Source organism: Labrys monachus, assembly GCF_030814655.1.
Taxonomy (GTDB): Bacteria; Pseudomonadota; Alphaproteobacteria; order Rhizobiales; family Labraceae; genus Labrys; species Labrys monacha.
In genome coordinates this window covers 3,520,597-3,537,360 of record NZ_JAUSVK010000001.1, presented here as the reverse complement: position 1 = coordinate 3,537,360, position 16,764 = coordinate 3,520,597, and the positions used below count along the sequence as shown (strand labels likewise).

17 protein-coding genes are annotated in these 16,764 nt (G+C 64.6%); 11 read left to right on the top strand and 6 right to left on the bottom strand.

Annotated features, from left to right (window positions below; all coding sequences use genetic code 11):
• Positions 1-157: 157 nt before the first annotated feature.
• The 4 genes from J3R73_RS16020 (at position 158) to J3R73_RS16005 (ending at position 2,978) form a co-directional block, all read left to right on the top strand.
• The gene (locus tag J3R73_RS16020) at positions 158-1,153 is read left to right on the top strand and encodes an aldo/keto reductase (RefSeq protein WP_307428749.1); all 996 of its coding nucleotides are present in this window, start codon (positions 158-160) and stop codon (positions 1,151-1,153) included.
• Between the two features lie 14 nt (positions 1,154-1,167).
• On the top strand, positions 1,168-1,611 hold the full coding sequence (locus J3R73_RS16015; RefSeq protein WP_307428746.1) for an RbsD/FucU family protein: 444 nt from the start codon (positions 1,168-1,170) through the stop codon (positions 1,609-1,611).
• A 21-nt stretch (positions 1,612-1,632) separates the two neighbouring features.
• Positions 1,633-2,208, top strand: a complete 576-nt coding sequence (locus J3R73_RS16010; protein ID WP_307428743.1) for a DUF1349 domain-containing protein — start codon at positions 1,633-1,635, stop codon at positions 2,206-2,208.
• 263 nt (positions 2,209-2,471) lie between these two features.
• Positions 2,472-2,978: a DUF1330 domain-containing protein gene (locus tag J3R73_RS16005; protein ID WP_307428741.1), complete on the top strand. Its 507-nt coding sequence runs from the start codon at positions 2,472-2,474 to the stop codon at positions 2,976-2,978.
• Here J3R73_RS16005 and J3R73_RS16000 read toward each other — a convergent pair.
• Positions 2,956-3,852 (bottom strand): LysR family transcriptional regulator, encoded by an 897-nt coding sequence (locus J3R73_RS16000; RefSeq protein WP_307428739.1) that lies wholly within the window; start codon positions 3,850-3,852, stop codon positions 2,956-2,958. The two genes, J3R73_RS16005 and J3R73_RS16000, sit on opposite strands and share 23 nt — an antisense overlap.
• A 141-nt stretch (positions 3,853-3,993) precedes the next feature.
• Between J3R73_RS16000 and J3R73_RS15995 the strand changes: the two genes are divergently transcribed.
• Positions 3,994-5,037 (top strand): zinc-dependent alcohol dehydrogenase family protein, encoded by a 1,044-nt coding sequence (locus tag J3R73_RS15995; RefSeq protein ID WP_307428738.1) that lies wholly within the window; start codon positions 3,994-3,996, stop codon positions 5,035-5,037.
• 88 nt (positions 5,038-5,125) lie between these two features.
• Here J3R73_RS15995 and J3R73_RS15990 read toward each other — a convergent pair whose 3' ends face one another.
• On the bottom strand, positions 5,126-8,236 hold the full coding sequence (locus J3R73_RS15990) for an efflux RND transporter permease subunit (protein WP_307428735.1): 3,111 nt from the start codon (positions 8,234-8,236) through the stop codon (positions 5,126-5,128).
• Complete coding sequence (locus J3R73_RS15985) at positions 8,236-9,348, bottom strand: efflux RND transporter periplasmic adaptor subunit (RefSeq protein ID WP_307428732.1); 1,113 nt, start codon at positions 9,346-9,348, stop codon at positions 8,236-8,238. Before J3R73_RS15985 ends, J3R73_RS15990 begins: the two co-directional genes overlap by 1 nt.
• 84 nt (positions 9,349-9,432) lie before the next feature.
• On the opposite strand from J3R73_RS15985, the gene J3R73_RS15980 reads away from it, so the two are divergent.
• From J3R73_RS15980 to J3R73_RS15965, 4 genes are all read left to right on the top strand, one after another.
• Positions 9,433-10,038 carry a TetR/AcrR family transcriptional regulator gene (locus J3R73_RS15980; RefSeq protein WP_307428729.1) on the top strand — a complete coding sequence of 202 codons (606 nt, stop codon included), beginning with the start codon at positions 9,433-9,435 and terminating at the stop codon, positions 10,036-10,038.
• 258 nt (positions 10,039-10,296) lie between these two features.
• On the top strand, positions 10,297-10,908 hold the full coding sequence (locus J3R73_RS15975; RefSeq protein WP_307428726.1) for a TetR/AcrR family transcriptional regulator: 612 nt from the start codon (positions 10,297-10,299) through the stop codon (positions 10,906-10,908).
• A gap of 65 nt (positions 10,909-10,973) precedes the next feature.
• A complete protein-coding gene (locus tag J3R73_RS15970; RefSeq protein WP_307428723.1) occupies positions 10,974-11,549 on the top strand; it encodes a DUF308 domain-containing protein in 576 nt (191 codons plus the stop codon).
• A 105-nt stretch (positions 11,550-11,654) separates the two neighbouring features.
• Positions 11,655-12,143 carry a hypothetical protein gene (locus J3R73_RS15965; RefSeq protein ID WP_307428720.1) on the top strand — a complete coding sequence of 163 codons (489 nt, stop codon included), beginning with the start codon at positions 11,655-11,657 and terminating at the stop codon, positions 12,141-12,143.
• A gap of 54 nt (positions 12,144-12,197) precedes the next feature.
• On the opposite strand, the gene J3R73_RS15960 is transcribed toward J3R73_RS15965, so the two are convergent.
• Positions 12,198-13,088, bottom strand: coding sequence for an AraC family transcriptional regulator (locus J3R73_RS15960; RefSeq protein WP_307428717.1), 891 nt, complete (start codon positions 13,086-13,088; stop codon positions 12,198-12,200).
• A gap of 135 nt (positions 13,089-13,223) precedes the next feature.
• On the opposite strand from J3R73_RS15960, the gene J3R73_RS15955 reads away from it, so the two are divergent.
• Complete coding sequence (locus J3R73_RS15955; RefSeq protein WP_307428714.1) at positions 13,224-13,979, top strand: SDR family oxidoreductase; 756 nt, start codon at positions 13,224-13,226, stop codon at positions 13,977-13,979.
• Positions 13,980-14,016: 37 nt separating this feature from the next.
• Positions 14,017-14,811 (top strand): N-acyl homoserine lactonase family protein, encoded by a 795-nt coding sequence (locus J3R73_RS15950; protein WP_307428711.1) that lies wholly within the window; start codon positions 14,017-14,019, stop codon positions 14,809-14,811.
• 119 nt (positions 14,812-14,930) lie between these two features.
• Here J3R73_RS15950 and J3R73_RS15945 read toward each other — a convergent pair whose 3' ends face one another.
• Both J3R73_RS15945 and J3R73_RS15940 read right to left on the bottom strand, forming a co-directional pair.
• Entirely contained in the window at positions 14,931-15,710 is a 780-nt protein-coding gene (locus tag J3R73_RS15945; RefSeq protein WP_307428709.1) for an alpha/beta fold hydrolase, read from the bottom strand.
• A gap of 205 nt (positions 15,711-15,915) precedes the next feature.
• Positions 15,916-16,740, bottom strand: a complete 825-nt coding sequence (locus J3R73_RS15940; RefSeq protein WP_370879934.1) for an alpha/beta fold hydrolase — start codon at positions 16,738-16,740, stop codon at positions 15,916-15,918.
• Positions 16,741-16,764 lie beyond the last annotated feature (24 nt).

The window sequence follows — 16,764 nt, the reverse complement described above, 5'->3', positions numbered from 1 at the left end:
TATACCTGGAGATAGTCGCCGTCCGCTTTCCCCTCATCGGCGCGGCATGCAGATCGGTAGCGTGGATTTTTTCCAAACTCAAGCTTTTTTTCGTATACGAATTTTCTTGACCGGAATTTTCGTATGGGTAGTTTGCGACCGAGGTCGGAGAAAAAGCATGACATTTGCGAAACGAGTGATCGGTAACGGATGCGCGGTGCCCGCGCTCGGATTCGGCACCGCCCCCCTTGGAGGCCTCTATGCGCCCGTCTCGCCCGAAGACGCGGCGGCGACGCTCGAGCTCGCATGGGCGCGCGGCGTGCGCTTCTTCGATACGGCCCCGCAATATGGCAACGGCTTGTCGGAGCGCCATCTCGGCGCCTTCCTGGCCGCCAAGCCACGCGAGGATTTCGTGCTGGCGACGAAGGTGGGCCGCCTGCTGCGCGTCCCCGCCGGCGCGCAGGGCGAGGACGCCTATTACAAGGGCACGCCTCCCGAGCGGCCGGTTTTCGATTTCAGCTATGACGGCGTCATGCGCAGCGTCGAGGAAAGCCTGGCGCGGCTGAAGCTGGCGCGCGTGGACATCCTGCATATCCACGATCCCGACGATCATTACGAGGCGGCGATCTCGGGCGCCTACAAGGCCCTGGACGCGCTGCGCAGCCAGGGCGTGATCAAGGCGGTCGGCGCCGGCATGAACCAGTGGCAGATGCTGGCCCGTTTTGCGCAGGACGGCGTGTTCGACTGTTTCCTCCTGGCCGGACGCTATACGCTGCTCGACCAGAGCGCGCTCGCCGAATTCCTGCCGCTCTGCCAGGCCCGCAACATCGCGGTCTTCGCCGCCGGCGTCTACAACAGCGGTATCCTGGCCGATCCGCGGGCCGGGGCGAAATTCAACTATGACGACGCGCCCACTCCGCTCGTCGAGAAGGCGCTGAGGATCGAAGCCGTCTGCCGGCGCCACGGCGTGCCGCTGCGCGCGGCGGCGATGCAGTTCCCCTCGGCCCATCCGGCCGTGGTCTCGACCTTGACGGGTGCCCGCAACCCGGCCGAGCTCGGCGACAATCTCGACATGGCCGAAACGTCGATACCGTCGGCGCTTTGGAGCGACCTCGTCGAGGAAGGCCTGATCCCCGCCGAGGCGCCGCTGCCGCAGACGCGCTTTCAATCCTGACGCCGGAGTTTCCCATGCTGATCGGTCTCGACCCCATCCTCTCTCCCGACCTGCTGTCGCATCTGCGCGCCATGGGCCATGGCGACGAAATCGTCATCGCCGACGGCAGCTTTCCCGCCGCCACCGTGGCCAGACGCCTGGTCCGGGTCGACGGCGTCGGCCTGCGCCGCGTGCTGCGGGCGGTGCTCGCCCTGCTGCCGCTCGACGAATCCGAGCCTGATCCGGTCATCGGCATGCAGGTCATCGGCGATCCCGGCAAATGGATGCCCATGCATGAGGAAATCGCAGAAGGCGTGGCGCGGGTCGCCGCCGGCCTCAAGCCGCTGCTCATCGACCGCCATGATTTCTACCGGCGCTCGACGCAGGCCTTTGCCGTGGTCGCCACCGGCGAGACCGGCTTCTACGGCAATGTCATTCTGCGCAAGGGCACGATCGAAAATCCGCCGGTGGCGGACTGACGGAGCCGGGAGGGCGAAACGATGTTCGATCAATGCCGCTGGCTGAACGAGCCGGCTCGCTGGAGCCTCGATGCGGCGGGCCTGACCGTCGTCACCGACGCCTCGACCGATTTCTGGCGCGAGACGCATTACGGCTTCACCCGCCATAGCGGCCATGTCTTCGGCCGCGACGCGGCGGAGGGCTTCACCGCGACGGTGCGGGTGCAGGGCCGCTATGAACAACTCTACGACCAGGCAGGCTTGATGGTGCTGGTCGACGAGAAGACCTGGATCAAGGCCGGCGTCGAATGGGCTGACGACAAGGCACTGCTCGCCAGCGTGCTCACCGTCGGGCAGTCGGATTGGGCGGTCGGCGCGCTGGAGAGCGATGCCTCGAACTTCTGGCTCAGGGCGACCGTCGACGCCGGCGTGCTGCGCCTCCAGGTTTCGCAGGACGGCCGCCTCTGGCCCCTGGTGCGGCTATGCCCTTTCCCGCGGAGCGAGCGCTATTTCGTCGGCCCGATGTGCTGCACGCCGGAGCGCAGCGGCCTCGAGGTCCGCTTCTCCGAATTCTCCATCGGTCCCGCCTTGCGCAAGGATCTGCACGATTTGTCGTGAGGCGAGGGCGTCGAGGAGAGCCGATCCATCCGGTGAGGAAGATCGCCCAGGCACCGGCCCCGCCCATTCGACCAGCCGCGGCCGGGGAGGGGGCCGGCCTTGCGTCGGCGGCATCAGGGCTGCGGATCGACGGGGGGCTATTTTCATACGGGTATTATTGACGGTTCTGTTTTATCCGGGTATTAATTGCGCCATCTCGTCCGGATGAGCGCGTCATGACTGAACGTCCTTCAAAGCCCTGCAGGGCATTCGACGGCCACGGAATGCCAATCTCGAGCCCCCATGCCGATGTCGCCCTTCGCCATCTCGAGCCAAGCCGGAAAGCCGGCGGGCTGTTCATGCAGCGCGGCCTTGAGGGCATCGTCACCATGCTGAACCTGCTGCGCTTCAGGGAGGTCGCCGACTACACGGATCACCCCGAACTGGCGCCGGTCTCGCCGATCAGCGGCGCGCAGGCTTTCGACCGCTACATCCGGCACACGCTGCCCTATCTGCGCGAGAGCGGCGGCGACGTCCTGTTTCTCGGTTCGGGTGGGCCGTTCCTGATCGGCCCGGAGAGCGAGCGGTGGGACAAGGCGATGCTGGTCCGCCAGAAGAGCGTTTCCTCCTTCCTCGCCTTTGCCAGCCACGGGCCCTATCTCGCCGGTCTCGGCCATCGCATGGCGGCATTGGAAGATTCCCGTCTTCTTCCTCTCGTCGAGGAGACCTTGCCCGTTGCCACGGGGGACCCTCTTCCCGGCCGATCGCTCAGGCGCCCGCCACTTTCATGAAGTCGATGAAGGCCCGCACGGATGCTGCCATGTGGGTGCGCTCCGAATAATAGAGGTAGAACCCCGGAAAGACCCTGCACCAGGGTTCGAGGACCCGGATGAGTTCCTTGCTTTCCACGAAGGGCGCCACCAGGTCTTCGATGAGGTAAGCCAATCCGAGCCCCTGCCGCGCCGCTGAAAGCAGCAGGTCGGTGTCGTCTACGGTGAGGACGTTCTCGACATCGACGTCGATCGCACCGTCGACACCTTCGAACCGCCACGGATACAAGGCGCCCGTGCTCTTCCATTTGTAGGTCAGGCAGAAATGATCCTTCAGATCGGCCGGAGCCTGAGGCAGCCGCCGGTCCGCGAAATAGGAAGGCGCTCCCACGACCGCCATGCGAAGATCGCGCGTAAGGCGCACGGCGACCATATCACGGCTGATCTGCCCCCCGATCCGCACACCCGCATCGAAACCCTGGGCAACGACATCGGCGATATCATTGTCTATCGCGAGATCGAGGCGGACCTGCGGATAGGCAAGGCGGAACTGCTGCAGCCTCGGCAGGATCGCGATCCGCGCGGCGATGCTCGGCAGATTGATGCGAACCACGCCTTTCGGCTCGTCCTGATAGGCCCCGACCGCCAGGACGGCTTCGTCCATAGCCATCATCATCGGCTTGACCCGATCATAAAGGACACTCCCCGCTTCCGTCAGCCCGACACTGCGGGTGGTTCGATTGAGGAGGCGTATGCCGAGACGGCTCTCCAGGGAGCGGACCGTGCGGCTCAGCGCGGACGGCGATATCGCCAGCCTTTTTGCCGCGCGCCCGAATGCCCGCTCGTCGCAGACGGCGACGAAGGCCTTCAGCTGGCTAAATTCCGTCCCGTCCATTGTGATCCCCAGACGCAATACTTCATGCCGAATTTGTACCATATTCGAGCATAATCGCCTGCTGCATAGTGTGCCGGAAGACGGGACGGACCATCCGGTGCGATATCGGGAACGCGCTCGTCGCTCGGAAGGAAGCGGAGAATGGCGAGGATGAGACGCTGGGAAATCGAAGCGATCGGCAGGCGGCACCTCACGCTGAACGATGTCGAGATCCCAAGACCCGGTCGCGGCGAGGTTTTGGTGAAAGCGAACGCGGTCGCGCTGAATTACCGCGACAAGATGGTCGTCGAGACCGGCCGGGGACTTCCTCTCAAATTTCCGTTCACGCCCGGCTCCGACCTTTCCGGCGAGGTGGTCGCTCTCGGCGAAGGCGCTGCACGCTTCGAGGTGGGCATGAACGTCATCTCGACGGCGACACCGGACTGGATCGACGGCCTGCGTGCCGGGACCGCGCGCACACCGGCCTACCGGACATTGGGCGGCTTTTATCCGGGCGTCCTCGCAGAGTATGTGGCGATGCCGGAAGACTGGTTTGTCCTCGCACCGGCGTCGCTGGAGGCTTGGCAGGCCTGCACGCTTTCGGTTGCCGGGCTGACGGCCTGGTTCGCTCTCGTCGAAAAAGCGGGCGTTCGGGCCGGCGATACGGTTTTCATTCCCAGCACAGGCGGGGTCGCCCTGTTCGGGGTGCAGATTGCCAAGGCCAATGGTGCTGAAGTCATTGTCTGCAGCCAGCCTGAGCATGAGGAACGTGCGAGGGCACTCGGAGCGGACCACTTCATCGACGCCAACAGCGACTGGATGGAAACCGTTTATCGGCTCACCTCCGAACGCGGTGCAGACATCATCCTGGAAGTCATCGGCGGCAGGCATCTCGGACGATCTGTCGAAGTCACGGCCGTGGGCGGCCGCGTCTGTCAGATCGGCGCGCTCGACGGATGGGACATCACCGCGCCCGCCATGCCGCTGATGCTCAAGGACATCACCATCCACGGCATCGGAACCGGCAGCAGAAAGGCGCTGGAGCGGTTCGTCAGGGCGATCGATCAGACCCGTATCGTTCCCGTCGTCGATTCGCGCTATTCACTGGCCGATCTTCCCGCAGCCTTCGACCATTTGGATCGAGGGGCCTTCGGGAAGATCGTCATCGACGTCACTCGATGGAGGACCCCGCAGTCTGGCCCGTAATGCCGATCGTGGCGATGGGCCGTGGTGACAGCCGAAGGGCCGTTTCGGGGCCAACTGCGGTCCGCGGCGGGCGTTGCCGTGTCATATATTATTCCGCCGCCATGGCCGCTCGCAGTTCCGTTTCCTCCGTCGAAACCCCATGGATTTCATCCGCAGTCGGCCTGATCCGGAACCACGCGGCATAGAGCGCCGGAAGGAAGAGCAGGATCAAAACCGTGCCGGCCGCCGTGCCGCCGATCAGCGTGTAGGCCATCGACCCCCAGAACACGGAGTGCGTGAGTGGAATGAACGCAAGAACGGCAGCCAGCGCGGTCAGGATAACGGGGCGCGTCCGCTGGACGGTCGCCTCGATGACCGCATGATAATCGTCGAGCCCGGCCGCTTGATTTTCCTTGATCTGCTCCGTCAGGATCAAGGTGTTGCGCATCAGGATGCCGGCCAGTCCTATCAGTCCGAGGATGGCATTGAAGCCGAAGGGCTGATTGAACATGAGCAATGTGGGAACCACACCGGCAAGGCCAAGCGGCGCCGTCAACATGACCATGGTCATCGTCGAGAGACGGCGTACCTGCAGGATTATCACGATCAACATGGCGGCGATCATGGCCGGGAATACCTTCACAAGCGCGACATTGGCCTTGAGCGACTCCTCGATATTTCCACCCATCTCGATGCGGTAGCCTACGGGAAGCGAGGCGATCAGCGGCTGAAGTGCCTTCATGACCTGTTGTGAAACCTCCGGCGGCTGCGTGGCCTCATTGATGTCGGACCGGATCGTGATGACCGGCGTTCGATCCCGGCGTTTCAGGATAGGTTCTTCAAACCGGATTTCGGAATGGCCGATCTGCTCGAGCGGAACCTGGCGGCCATCCCGGCTCATCAGAGAAAAATCGGCCAGCCGTGCCGGATCAAGGCGATTTTCGCCGGCGCTGCGCGCTACCACCGGCACGTTGCGAATGTTCTCGCGAACCTGCGTGACCGTAATACCCGTCAGCAGCAACTGCAGCTGCTGCGCTGCCTCGGCAGGCGAAAGGCCAATCAGGTTTAGCCGATCCTGGTCAGGAATGAAGCGAAGCTCAGGCGTACGATTGCCCCAGTCGCGGTTTGCCTGCCGCACATCCGCGACGCCCCGCATGATGTCGAGGGCCTTTTCGGAAATGCTGTAGAGTTGCGCAGGATCGGGTCCCATGATGCGGAACTCGACAGGAAATGGCGTGTAAGGACCGAAGACGAGCTGCGTAACCCGCACAAACGCCTCAGGTGCCAGCCCTTGCGCAACGGCGTCACGGAGCCGATGCTTCAACGTCTCACGCGCCGCTGCATCGGAGGTCAGAACAACGATCTTGGCAAAGGCGGGGTCCGGCAATTCCGGTGCCATGGCGAAGAAAAAACGCGGAGCACCCTGGCCGATATAGCTCGTGACGATCTTCGCCTCGGGCTGGCCCTTCAGCCAGCGTTCGAGCTTTTCCACCGCGGCCGTCGTTGCCTCGATACTGGTGCCTTCCGGCATGCGCACTTCGACCAGCACTTCGGGCCGGTCCGACGTCGGGAAGAATTGCTGCTTCACCGCGCCCATTCCAACGACAGACAGGGCCATGGCAACGCCGACGACAGCGCAGGTTACGAACTTGTGGCGCACGGTGAATTTGACTAGCCCCCGCAGGCGTCGGTAATTCGGCGTGTCGTAGATGGCGTGATGGCCCCCCTCGACCGGCTTGATCGCGGGCAGCATCTTGACGCCGAGGTAAGGGGTGAAGATCACCGCCACGATCCAGGAAACGATCAGCGCGAAGCCAACGACCCAGAAGATGTTGCCTGCATACTCGCCGGCGGTCGAGCTGGCGAAGCCAACCGGCATCAACCCGATGATTGTCACGAGCGTGCCCGACAGCATCGGGGCTGCCGTATGGCTCCAGGCATAGGCAGCCGCCTTGATGCGGTCCATGCCCTCTTCCATCTTCACCACCATCACCTCGATGGCGATGATGGCGTCGTCGACGAGAAGGCCGAGCGCCAGAATAAGCGCGCCGAGCGTAATACGATCGAAGAACCGGCCGGTTTCCAGCATGATGAAGAAGACGACGGCAAGCGTCAGCGGGACGGCCAGGGCCACGACGATACCAACCCGCCAGCCGAGGCTGACCAGGCTCACGAAAAGGACGACACCAAGCGCCATCGCGAATTTCAGCATGAACTCGCCGACCGCCTCTTCGATGTTCACCGCCTGGTCGCTGACCTTGGCGAGCGTCATTCCGAGAGGCAGTGTCCGGGCGATGGCGGCCGATCTCTCATCCAGGGCCTTGCCGAGCTCCAACCCGTTCCAACCCTGTTGCATCACCGCCCCAAGCATGACGGCGGGCTCCCCGTCATGGCGGATGATGTAGGTCGGAGGATCTTCATAACCGCGCCGCACATCTGCGATGTCGGAGAGCTTCAACGTCCGTCCGCCGGCGACGATCGGCGTATCGGCGATCGCCTGGACGCTGTCATAAGCGCCGTCGAACCGGATAAAGACCTGCGGGCCGCGTGTATCGATCGAGCCCGCCGGCGTGACGGTGTTTTGTCTTTGCAGTGCAGAGGCGATTTCTTGCGCCGATACGCCAAGGGTGGCGAGCTTGGCATAGGAGAACTCGACAAAGATCTGTTCGGGGCGCTCGCCGAGGATATTGATCTTCTTGATCCCGGGCACATGCAGAAGATCCTGCCGGATCACCTCGGCCTGCCGCACAAGCTCGCGCATCGGCATGCCCGGGGCCTTCAGCGCGTAAAGGCCGAAGCTCACATCGGAATATTCGTCGTTGACGAACGGGCCGAGGACTCCGGACGGCAGATTGCGGGCTTCGTCTCCGAGCTTTTTGCGGGCCTGGTAGAACTCTTCCGCCACCGCCGAGGGGGGCGTGCTGTCCTTCAGCGTGACGGTCAGATAGGCATAGCCGGGCCGTGTCGTCGTCTCGACGCGGTCATAATATGTCAGCTCCTGGATACGCTTTTCGAGTGGCTCGGCGACGAGATCCTGCATCTCGCGTGCCGTCGCCCCTGGCCATACGGTCGTCACCGTCAGGGTCTTGATGGTGAAGGAGGGGTCCTCCGCCCGCCCGAGCTTGATGAAGGAATAGACACCTGCTGCGGTCAGGAGGACGATGAAGAACAAGGTAACGGCCCGCTCGCGAACGGCGATTGCGGAAAGATTGAAGCTCATCAGTTGCTCCCGCTTTCGGAGGCGGTCCGGACGCGAGCACCCTCCTGCAGAAGATGAGCGCCGAGCGAAACGACCGGAACCCCGGAACGCAGTCCGGCAATCACAGCTGTCTCACTGGTCACGCGTACAAGCGTGACAGGCTGGAATTTCACTGTCGAGGTGGCGCCGTTCAGGACCCAGACGCCACTGCTCAGGCCATTGTCCAGTATTGCGCCGAGCGGCACTTCCACCTCGGGCCGGCTCACCTGATCGACCACCCGAATGGTTACGGTCGCGCCAAGCGGCGCCGCTGCGGCATCGCCGTCAAGGACATATCGGGCTTCGTAGGTGCGGGTCTGGGAATCGGCGGAATCCGATAGCTGTCGGAGATGCGCCGTGTAGCGGCGGCCATCGCTCCCATACACGTTGGCCTCAGCCATCGAGCCGATTGCCGGCCGGATTGTTTCGGGAAGCGAGACCACCGCCTCGCGGGGACCGGCATGGGCAAGTCGAACCACGGCCTGACCGGCGGAGACGACCTGTCCCGGCTCGGCGAGCGTTTCGATGACCGTTCCGTCGGCATCCGCCACAAGGACAGAATAGGTGGCTTCGTTCTCTGTTACTTTCGCTTCCGCTTCTGCAGCGGCAAGCTGTGCCGCCGCGGTATCGAGCGTGGCCTTCGCCTGCTCATAACGCTGTGGCGTTGCCGCCAATCCGCCCTTGACCAGCGCCGCATAGCGCTGCTCGTCCGCGCTCGCCTGCGTCAGGACGGCGCGTGCCGCCACGACAGCGTTGCGCTTCGCCGTCAGCGCAAGGCGGAGGTCGGTTTCGTCGATTCGCATCAGCGCCTGACCGGCTTTGACCTGCTGGCCGACATTCACGAGCCGCTCCACGATCTTGCCGGGGACGCGAAAGCCGAGATTGCTCTCCACCCTCGCTCCTATGATGCCTGTGAAGGCGCGTTCGGAACCGGTCACCGGCACTGCCGTCGCCATTCTGACGAGGGAGGCTTCCTGTCTCGGGTCGCTCACCGCCGCAGCTTTCTGCGCGGGAAGGGAAAGCGCCACAAATGCGGCTGCCCCCAACCCCGCGATCAGGGCGCCCGACAGCATAATAGCGGGTCTTATTTTCATGCTCGTCGCCTTGCCAAATTAGATTGCGTTCGAGTTCTATATTGAATATAGATGTCGAGTGCAATCTAATTGTGGAGGTCGACGATGCGTGTCAGTCGCGTTCAGGCTGAGGAAAACCGGCAGATGGTGATCAACGTGGCGAGCCGCCTTTTTCGGGAACACGGCTTTGACGGCATCGGCCTCAAGGATCTGATGGAGAGCGCCGGGCTGACCCAGGGCGCGTTCTATAAGCAGTTCGCGTCGAAGGACGACTTGGCTGCCCAAGCCTCCAGGCGTGCGTTGGAGAGTGCATTTCACAGGTGGTCAGCCGCAGCAGCAGCTCATCCGCAAGACCCGCTTGGCGCGGTCATCGCGTTCTACCTCAGTATGGACCATCGTGGAGAAAGGATGGACGGTTGCCCGGTCGTTGCGCTCGGCTCGGATGCCGCCAGGCAGGGCTTCGACGTGAAGGCGTCATTCGAAGCCGGGATCAAGGACTACCTCGATTTGCTCGGCCCTTGGGTCGGCGAGGCCGGTGACGGGGAGCCCGGCAGCAAAGCCATGGCAACTCTTTCAACCATGGTCGGAGCGGTGGTGCTCGCGCGGGCCGTCAACGACGAGCACCTGTCGAAGCGGTTCCTGCAAGCGGCGGCCGAGAGCGTGCTGACAGGGGCGTCTGCGGGCGAGGCCCAGCAAGGACCAGTCCAATGACGATAGGTCCCTCCAACCGATGCGAATGCCTATCCGCGATCTTGCCCCGCCCCGTAACCGTGCGGGAGGGGGCGAACGGCCTGATTGGACAGCCGGCGTTTTCCTGATTTTTCGGAACCGCGAGGGGAGGGAGGACGCTGTCGGGCCCTGCCGACGCGGCGACAATCGCGGGCATGAGCCCAGCGACCGGACACCGGCTGTCCATGCGCATTGCAACGCGGCTTGACAATCATCCTACTAGAAGGTAGGTGAAAGGGCATGAGCAATCTGTCCACCACCTCCGACCACATCCTGGCCTGCGCGCGTACCCTGATCGTCGCCGGCGGTTACAACGGCTTCAGCTATGCCGACATCGCCGACGTGGTCGGGATTCGCAAGGCGAGCATCCATCACCATTTCCCGGCCAAGGTCGATCTGGTCCGAACGCTGGTCGTGCGGTATCGGGAAGAGGCTGAAGCGGGGATGGCGCATCTCGAACGGCAGGTGTCCGATCCGCTCGAACTGCTTCGGCTCTACGCCGGATATTGGGAGGCCTGCATCGCCGACGCCAGCGCGCCGTTCTGCGTCTGCGCGCTGTTGGCCAGCCAGCTTCCCGTCCTGCCCGAGGAAGTTGCTCTGGAAGTCCGGGCGCATTTCCGTTCCCTGTCGGCATGGCTGACATCCGTGCTGGAGCGCGGCGCCCAGCACGGCCGGCTCCGGCTGACGAGCACGCCTCGTGCCGAGGCCGAGGCCTTCATGGCGGCGGTGCACGGCGCGATGCTTTCGGCGAGGGCCTATGGCGACCCGAAGATATTCGGCATCGTGACGCGCCCGCTGTTGGAACGCCTCGCCCCGCGCTCGCCCGCCGATACGGCCCACGCTCCCGACTAGCCACCGCCATCGACGGCCTGCGGCGCCTGCACAAATACCTACCTACTAGTAGAAAGAAAAATCCAATGAACACTCCCGATGACGATCTTTCCCGCACCAGCCAGGATCAATGGCTCAAGCTCTATTACTTCGCCCGGACGGCGTTCTCGGCCGTCTGGGTGGCGGCTGCCTTTACGCTCGGACAGAATTCCGGGGTGATCGCGGCGGTCCTGCTCGTGGCCTATCCGGCATGGGATGCCCTGGCCAATTTCGTCGACGCCTCCAACAGCGGCGGATTGGCACGCAATCGCACCCAGACCATCAATGTCGCGGTCAGCGCGGCGACGACGCTCGCGGTCGTCGTCGCGCTCGGGATGAGCATGAACGGGGTGCTCTCGGTATTCGGCCTGTGGGCGATCCTGTCCGGCCTGCTGCAACTGGGCACCGCGGTCCGCCGCTGGAAAAGCCATGGTGCGCAGTGGGCGATGATCCTCAGCGGAGCGCAATCGGCGCTGGCAGGCACCTTCTTCATCGTGCAGGCGCAGATGCCGACGCCGCCATCCATCGCCAACATCGCCGGCTATGCCGCGGTCGGCGCCTTCTACTTCCTGGTTTCGGCGGTGTGGCTGAGCGTGAGCCAAGGGCGGCGGAAGGCTGCATAGGCCCACCGTCGCGAGCCGACACCGGCATGCCCCGATGCCGGCTCGCGCCGAACTGTCGACGGAACGGAACGACCCTTGTCCCGAAGGACTGAGAAGGAAACCGATATGTTTGGAATTTCGCCGCTCGGCTGGGTGCATACGCTCGGCAGCCTGCCCGCCATCCCGATGGCCGTCTATATGTTTGCCGGCCACGGGCGGATCGTGCCTCGGTCGAGGCCCGGCGCCGTCTACTTCGTCTCGATGCTGATCGGCGCCGCCACGGTGTTCCTCGTCGCGCATCAGTCGGTGAGCTACGGCATCGGCACGGCGACGATCGTGCTGCTGGTCGCCGGCTATGGCGTCGGGCGGCTTTCGGGGCTCGGACGGGGCAAGGCCTATATCGAGACCGTCTGCCTGAGCCTGACCGCCTTTCTGCTGATGCTGCCGACCGTCACCGAGATATTGCGCCGTGTGCCAGATGGTCACCCCTTCGTCACCGATTTGAATGCACCGCTCCTCCTGGGGGCTCAGGCGAGCCTTCTCGTCCTTCTCGTCATCGGCCTGGCAGCCCAGATCGTCCGCCTCCGCAGGCAGGGGGCCGAAGCGGCGGGTTGAAGCGGGGACGCGCGCCGGGGCAGGGATGGCCTTTCGGATCGGCCGTGAAATCCCCTATGCGGCTGCTTCCGCGACGCGCTTCGCCGCCTTGATGTCGCGGACGGGCGGCAGGCCGAACAGGCGGCCATATTCGCGCGTGAATTGCTGCACGCTCTCATAGCCGACTGCGAATGCCGCGCTGCTGGCCGAGAGCCCCTCCGAAAGCATCAGCCGGCGTCCCTCGATCAGGCGAAGCTGCTTTTGGAATTGCCGCGGCGAGAGCGAGGTGACGGCCCGGAAATGCTCGTGGAACGAGGAGGGGCTCATCCCGGCGGCGGCCGCCAGGCGCGCGACCGGCAAGGGCTGGGCATATTCGGCGCGCAGCATCGCGACCGCACGCGCGATGCGCTGGACGTGGCTGTCCGGCCAGCCGAGGCGCCGGATCGCCGTGCCGTGGCGGCCGGCCAGCAGCCAATAATGCATCTCGCGCACCAGCTGGCCCTGCAGCACCGGCAGCGACGCCGGACGATCGAGCAAACGTATCAGCCGCAGCGCCGCGTCTGTCACCTCGGCGTCGGTCGGATCGACCCGAACCGGCGCTTCGCCGGTAGCCAGCACGAGCTTCATCGCCACGGCGAGGTCGGCGATGACGGTCGGGTCGAGTTCCAGCACGAGCGAGAGATAGGGCGCGGCGAGGCTCGCGCCGGTGATCCTGCTCACGGTCGGTACGTCCGCCGTGATCAGCAGCGTGTCTCCCGCCGAAAAGGCGAAGCCCTGCGGTCCCATCGTGACATGCTTGCTGCCCTGCAGCACGAGACAGACGAGCGGCCGGGCGATGGCGTAGACGAGGCCGCTCGGCGCCGTCACCCGGACGATCGTCAGTCCCGGGATCGGCGTCCGGGCCACGCCGTCGGCATCGGCGCGGCCTTCGGCATAGCGGCTGATGGCATCGAGCAGCGCGGTCATCGGGCCTGTCTACGCCATCTTCGGCGGCGGTGCATCCCTTTCGGAGCATCAGGCAAAGAACGCCGAGCTTCCGGCAACACAGGCGAGCCTCCCGCCTCGATAGTGCGGCCGAACCCGTCAGACAGGAGTCGGACCATGACCAAGATCAGCCTCGTTACCGGCGCCAGCCGCGGCCTCGGCCGCAATACCGCCATCAGCATCGCCCGCAAGGGCGGCGACGTCATCCTCACCTATCAGAGCCGGGAGGACGAGGCCAAGGCCGTCGTCGGCGAGATCGAGGCGCTCGGCCGCAAGGCGGTCGCCCTCCAGCTCGATGCGGGCAGCGTCGCCGGCCTCGGAGCGTTCGCCGACAAGGTGCGGACGGCGCTCGCAGAGGTCTGGCAGCGCGACAGTTTCGATCATCTCGTCAACAATGCCGGTCACGGCGATGTGGCGTTGATTGCCGAGACGACCGAGGAGCAGTTCGACAAATTATGCAACGTCCACTTCAAGGGCGTGTTCTTCCTGACCCAGAAGCTGCTGCCCTTGATCGCCCAAGGCGGCCGCATCGTGAACCTGTCGACCGGCCTGACCCGCGTTTCCGCGCCCGGCTGGTCGGCTTATGCGGCGATGAAGGGTGCGGTCGAGGTGCTCACCGTCTATATGGCGAAGGAACTGGGCAGCCGCGGCATCGCAGTCAATGCCGTGGCGCCGGGCGCGATCGAAACGGACTTCTTCGGCGGCGCCGTGCGCGACACGCCGGATTTCAACAAGTTCTTCGCGGACATGACCGCGCTCGGGCGCGTCGGCCTGCCGGACGACATCGGGCCGATGATCGCGGCGCTGTTTTCCGAGGATAATCGCTGGGTCAATGCCCAGCGGATCGAGGTGTCGGGCGGGCAGGGAATCTGAACGGAAAGCTGGAACGGCGACTTGATTGGAGACCGCGATGACAGGCGACGCAACACCCCGGGGAACCATCGACCGGCTCTACGCCCTCAATGCCGGGCTGGCGGTCGCGCCGGACAGATCCGTCTATTCGCCGGGCCGATGGAAGGGCGAGCAGATCACGCTGAGCTGCAACGCCTATTTGATGCGCCGCGCGGGCGAATGGATGATGTGGGATACGGGCATCGACGATGGCGTCGCCGAGGAGGCGGGCGGCAGGGTCATCGCCCACACTATTCGGGGCATCGTGGTCAGAACCATCGTCTGCCAACTCGCGGATGTGGGTATCACGCCCGCCGATGTCGGGCGGGTGTTCCTGTCCCATGCCCATTTCGACCACATCGGCAATGCCGGACTGTTCCGGCATGCGGTCTGGCACATCCAGCGCCGCGAGCATGAGGCGATGTTCGGCCCCGATTACGAGGATCATGGCTATGCTCCCTCGCTCTATCGGTGCCTGAACGAGGCGAAGGTCGAACTGGCGGATGGCGATCTCGACGTCTTCGGCGACGGCTCCGTCAGGGTCGTCTCGACACCGGGGCACACCCCCGGCCACTGCTCGCTTCTCGTCCGGCTGGCGAAGACGGGGCCGGTCCTGCTCTCGGGCGATGTCGCCCATTATCGCTTCAACATGGAGCATCGCTGCGTCCCGTCCATGAACAGCGACCCCGGGGAATCGCGGCGATCGATGGAACGGGTGGATGCGATCGTCCGCCGCGAAGGCGCGCAGCTCTGGCTCAACCATGACGTCGTGCAGACGGCGACCATCCCGCATGCGCCCGCCTATTTCGACTGAGAGGGGCTGCAGCGAACGGCCGGCAGGCGTCCGAGGCGAGTCCCCCGCGCCTGCCCTCAGCGGCAGGCGCCTTTTTTATCGGCCGCAGGGGCTGAACGACATGACGCCGCCGGCACCGCTCAGGTGGATTGGCCGGCCGCTTCCAGAATCAGGGCGGTGATCTCGTCGGGATGGGAGATCAAAGAGAGATGGCTCGATTTGACCTCGATCGTCCTGGCACCCATGCGCTTGGCCATGAAGCGCTCCAGGTCCGGATTGATCGTGCGGTCCTCGGTGGACACCGCATAGAAGCTCGGCTTCGCGCGCCAGGCCGCCTGCGTGGTCTTGCCGGTGAGCAGGGCCTTGTGAAACGGCTCCTGGACCGCGTAGAGCACCTTTGCCTTCGCCTCCGGCAGGTCGCCGGCGAAATCGCGCAGAAAGGCTGCCTCGGTGAGCCGTCCTTCGTCGCCGTCGAAGACGATGCCGGCGGAGGCCGGCGGCGTGGGATAGGTCTTCGCCAGGGCGGTGTAATCCTCACCCGCGTCCGGCGCCCGCGCCGCGACATAGACGAGAGCCGAGACCTTGGGATGCATGCCTGCCTCGGTGACGATCATGCCGGAGAAGGAATGCCCGACCAGCACCGTCGGGCCGTCCTGCCGATCGAGCACGCGCTGGGCCGAGGCGACGGCTTCCGGCAGCGTCGTCAGAGGATTCTGCACCGCGGTGGCGTTGAGCCCCGCCGCCTGAAGACGCATGATCACCTCGGACCAGCAGGAGCCATCGGCGAACAGCCCATGCACGAGGACGATGTTGCGCGCCTTGACCGGCGCAGGGATGGCCGCTCTGCCGCGGGTGGAGATCAGGGAGGCGGCCGCGCCCGCAACGAGGGCGGTCGAGAAAACGCGTCTGTTCAACATCATGATATGTCTTCCTCGGTTTCCGATGGGGTGGGTCGATCTGCCCGCGAATCGTGATGTGCAGATGTCGACGTGCTGGCGGCTTCGCAATTGGATCCTTGTCCTCATGCAAAAACCCGGATCGCGCGCGGCGATGACCGCGCGAGATGTGGAGCGCCGTTCCCGGACGGACTTTTTCGAGAGCGCCATCCGGGAACGGGCATCATCGCTATTTCGCGGTTTCTGCCGCAGCCTGTTCGATGAGCTCGGCGACAATGCCCGGATGGGAGACCATCACGACATGGGAGGCGCCCTTCACGACGATTGCCTCGCGTGCCCCCGCCCGCTGCGCCATGAAGGCGTGCACGGCCGGCGGGATGACCTTGTCGGCGCTCCCGTAGACGAACCACGACGGGATGGTCTTCCAGGCCGGTGCCCCCGAGGCCTCCTTGAGCGCGACATCCGTCACCGGGCGCTGGGTAGCGCCCATGAGCCGGGTTTGCCTTTCCGGAACATCCGCCGCGAATACGGGTCGGAACTTGGCCTGCTGGACGTAGAGATCGTGGGCACCGCCCGCCAGGGCGATCGGCGGCGCCAGCGCGGCGGGAAGGATGCTTCCCGGGAATTTGCCGGTGAGATCGAAGGCGCTCTCGCCGTCGTCCGGAGCATAGGCCGCGACATAGACCAGGGCCTTGACGTTGTCGGCGCCCGTCGCGGCGTTGGTGATGATCGAACCTCCATAGGAGTGGCCGACCAGGACCACCGGCCCCCCGACGTTCTTGACGATGCCCGAGACATAATCCGAATCGCTCTTGAGGCTGCGAAGCGGATCGGCAGCGGCGACGACGACATATCCGTCGGCCTGGAGCCTGGCGATGACGCCGTTCCAGCTCGAGGAATCGGCGAGCGCTCCGTGGACCAGGACAATGGTGGCCTTCGCCGATGCGGGCGCGGCGGCCGAAGCCGTACCCGCCGCCATGCTCGACATGCCGGCGGCACCGAGCGCCAGAAGGACGACGGAAGCCGCCCGTCCCAAGTAAGCCGTGAGTTTCATCGAAATCTCTCTTTCCGTTGGTTG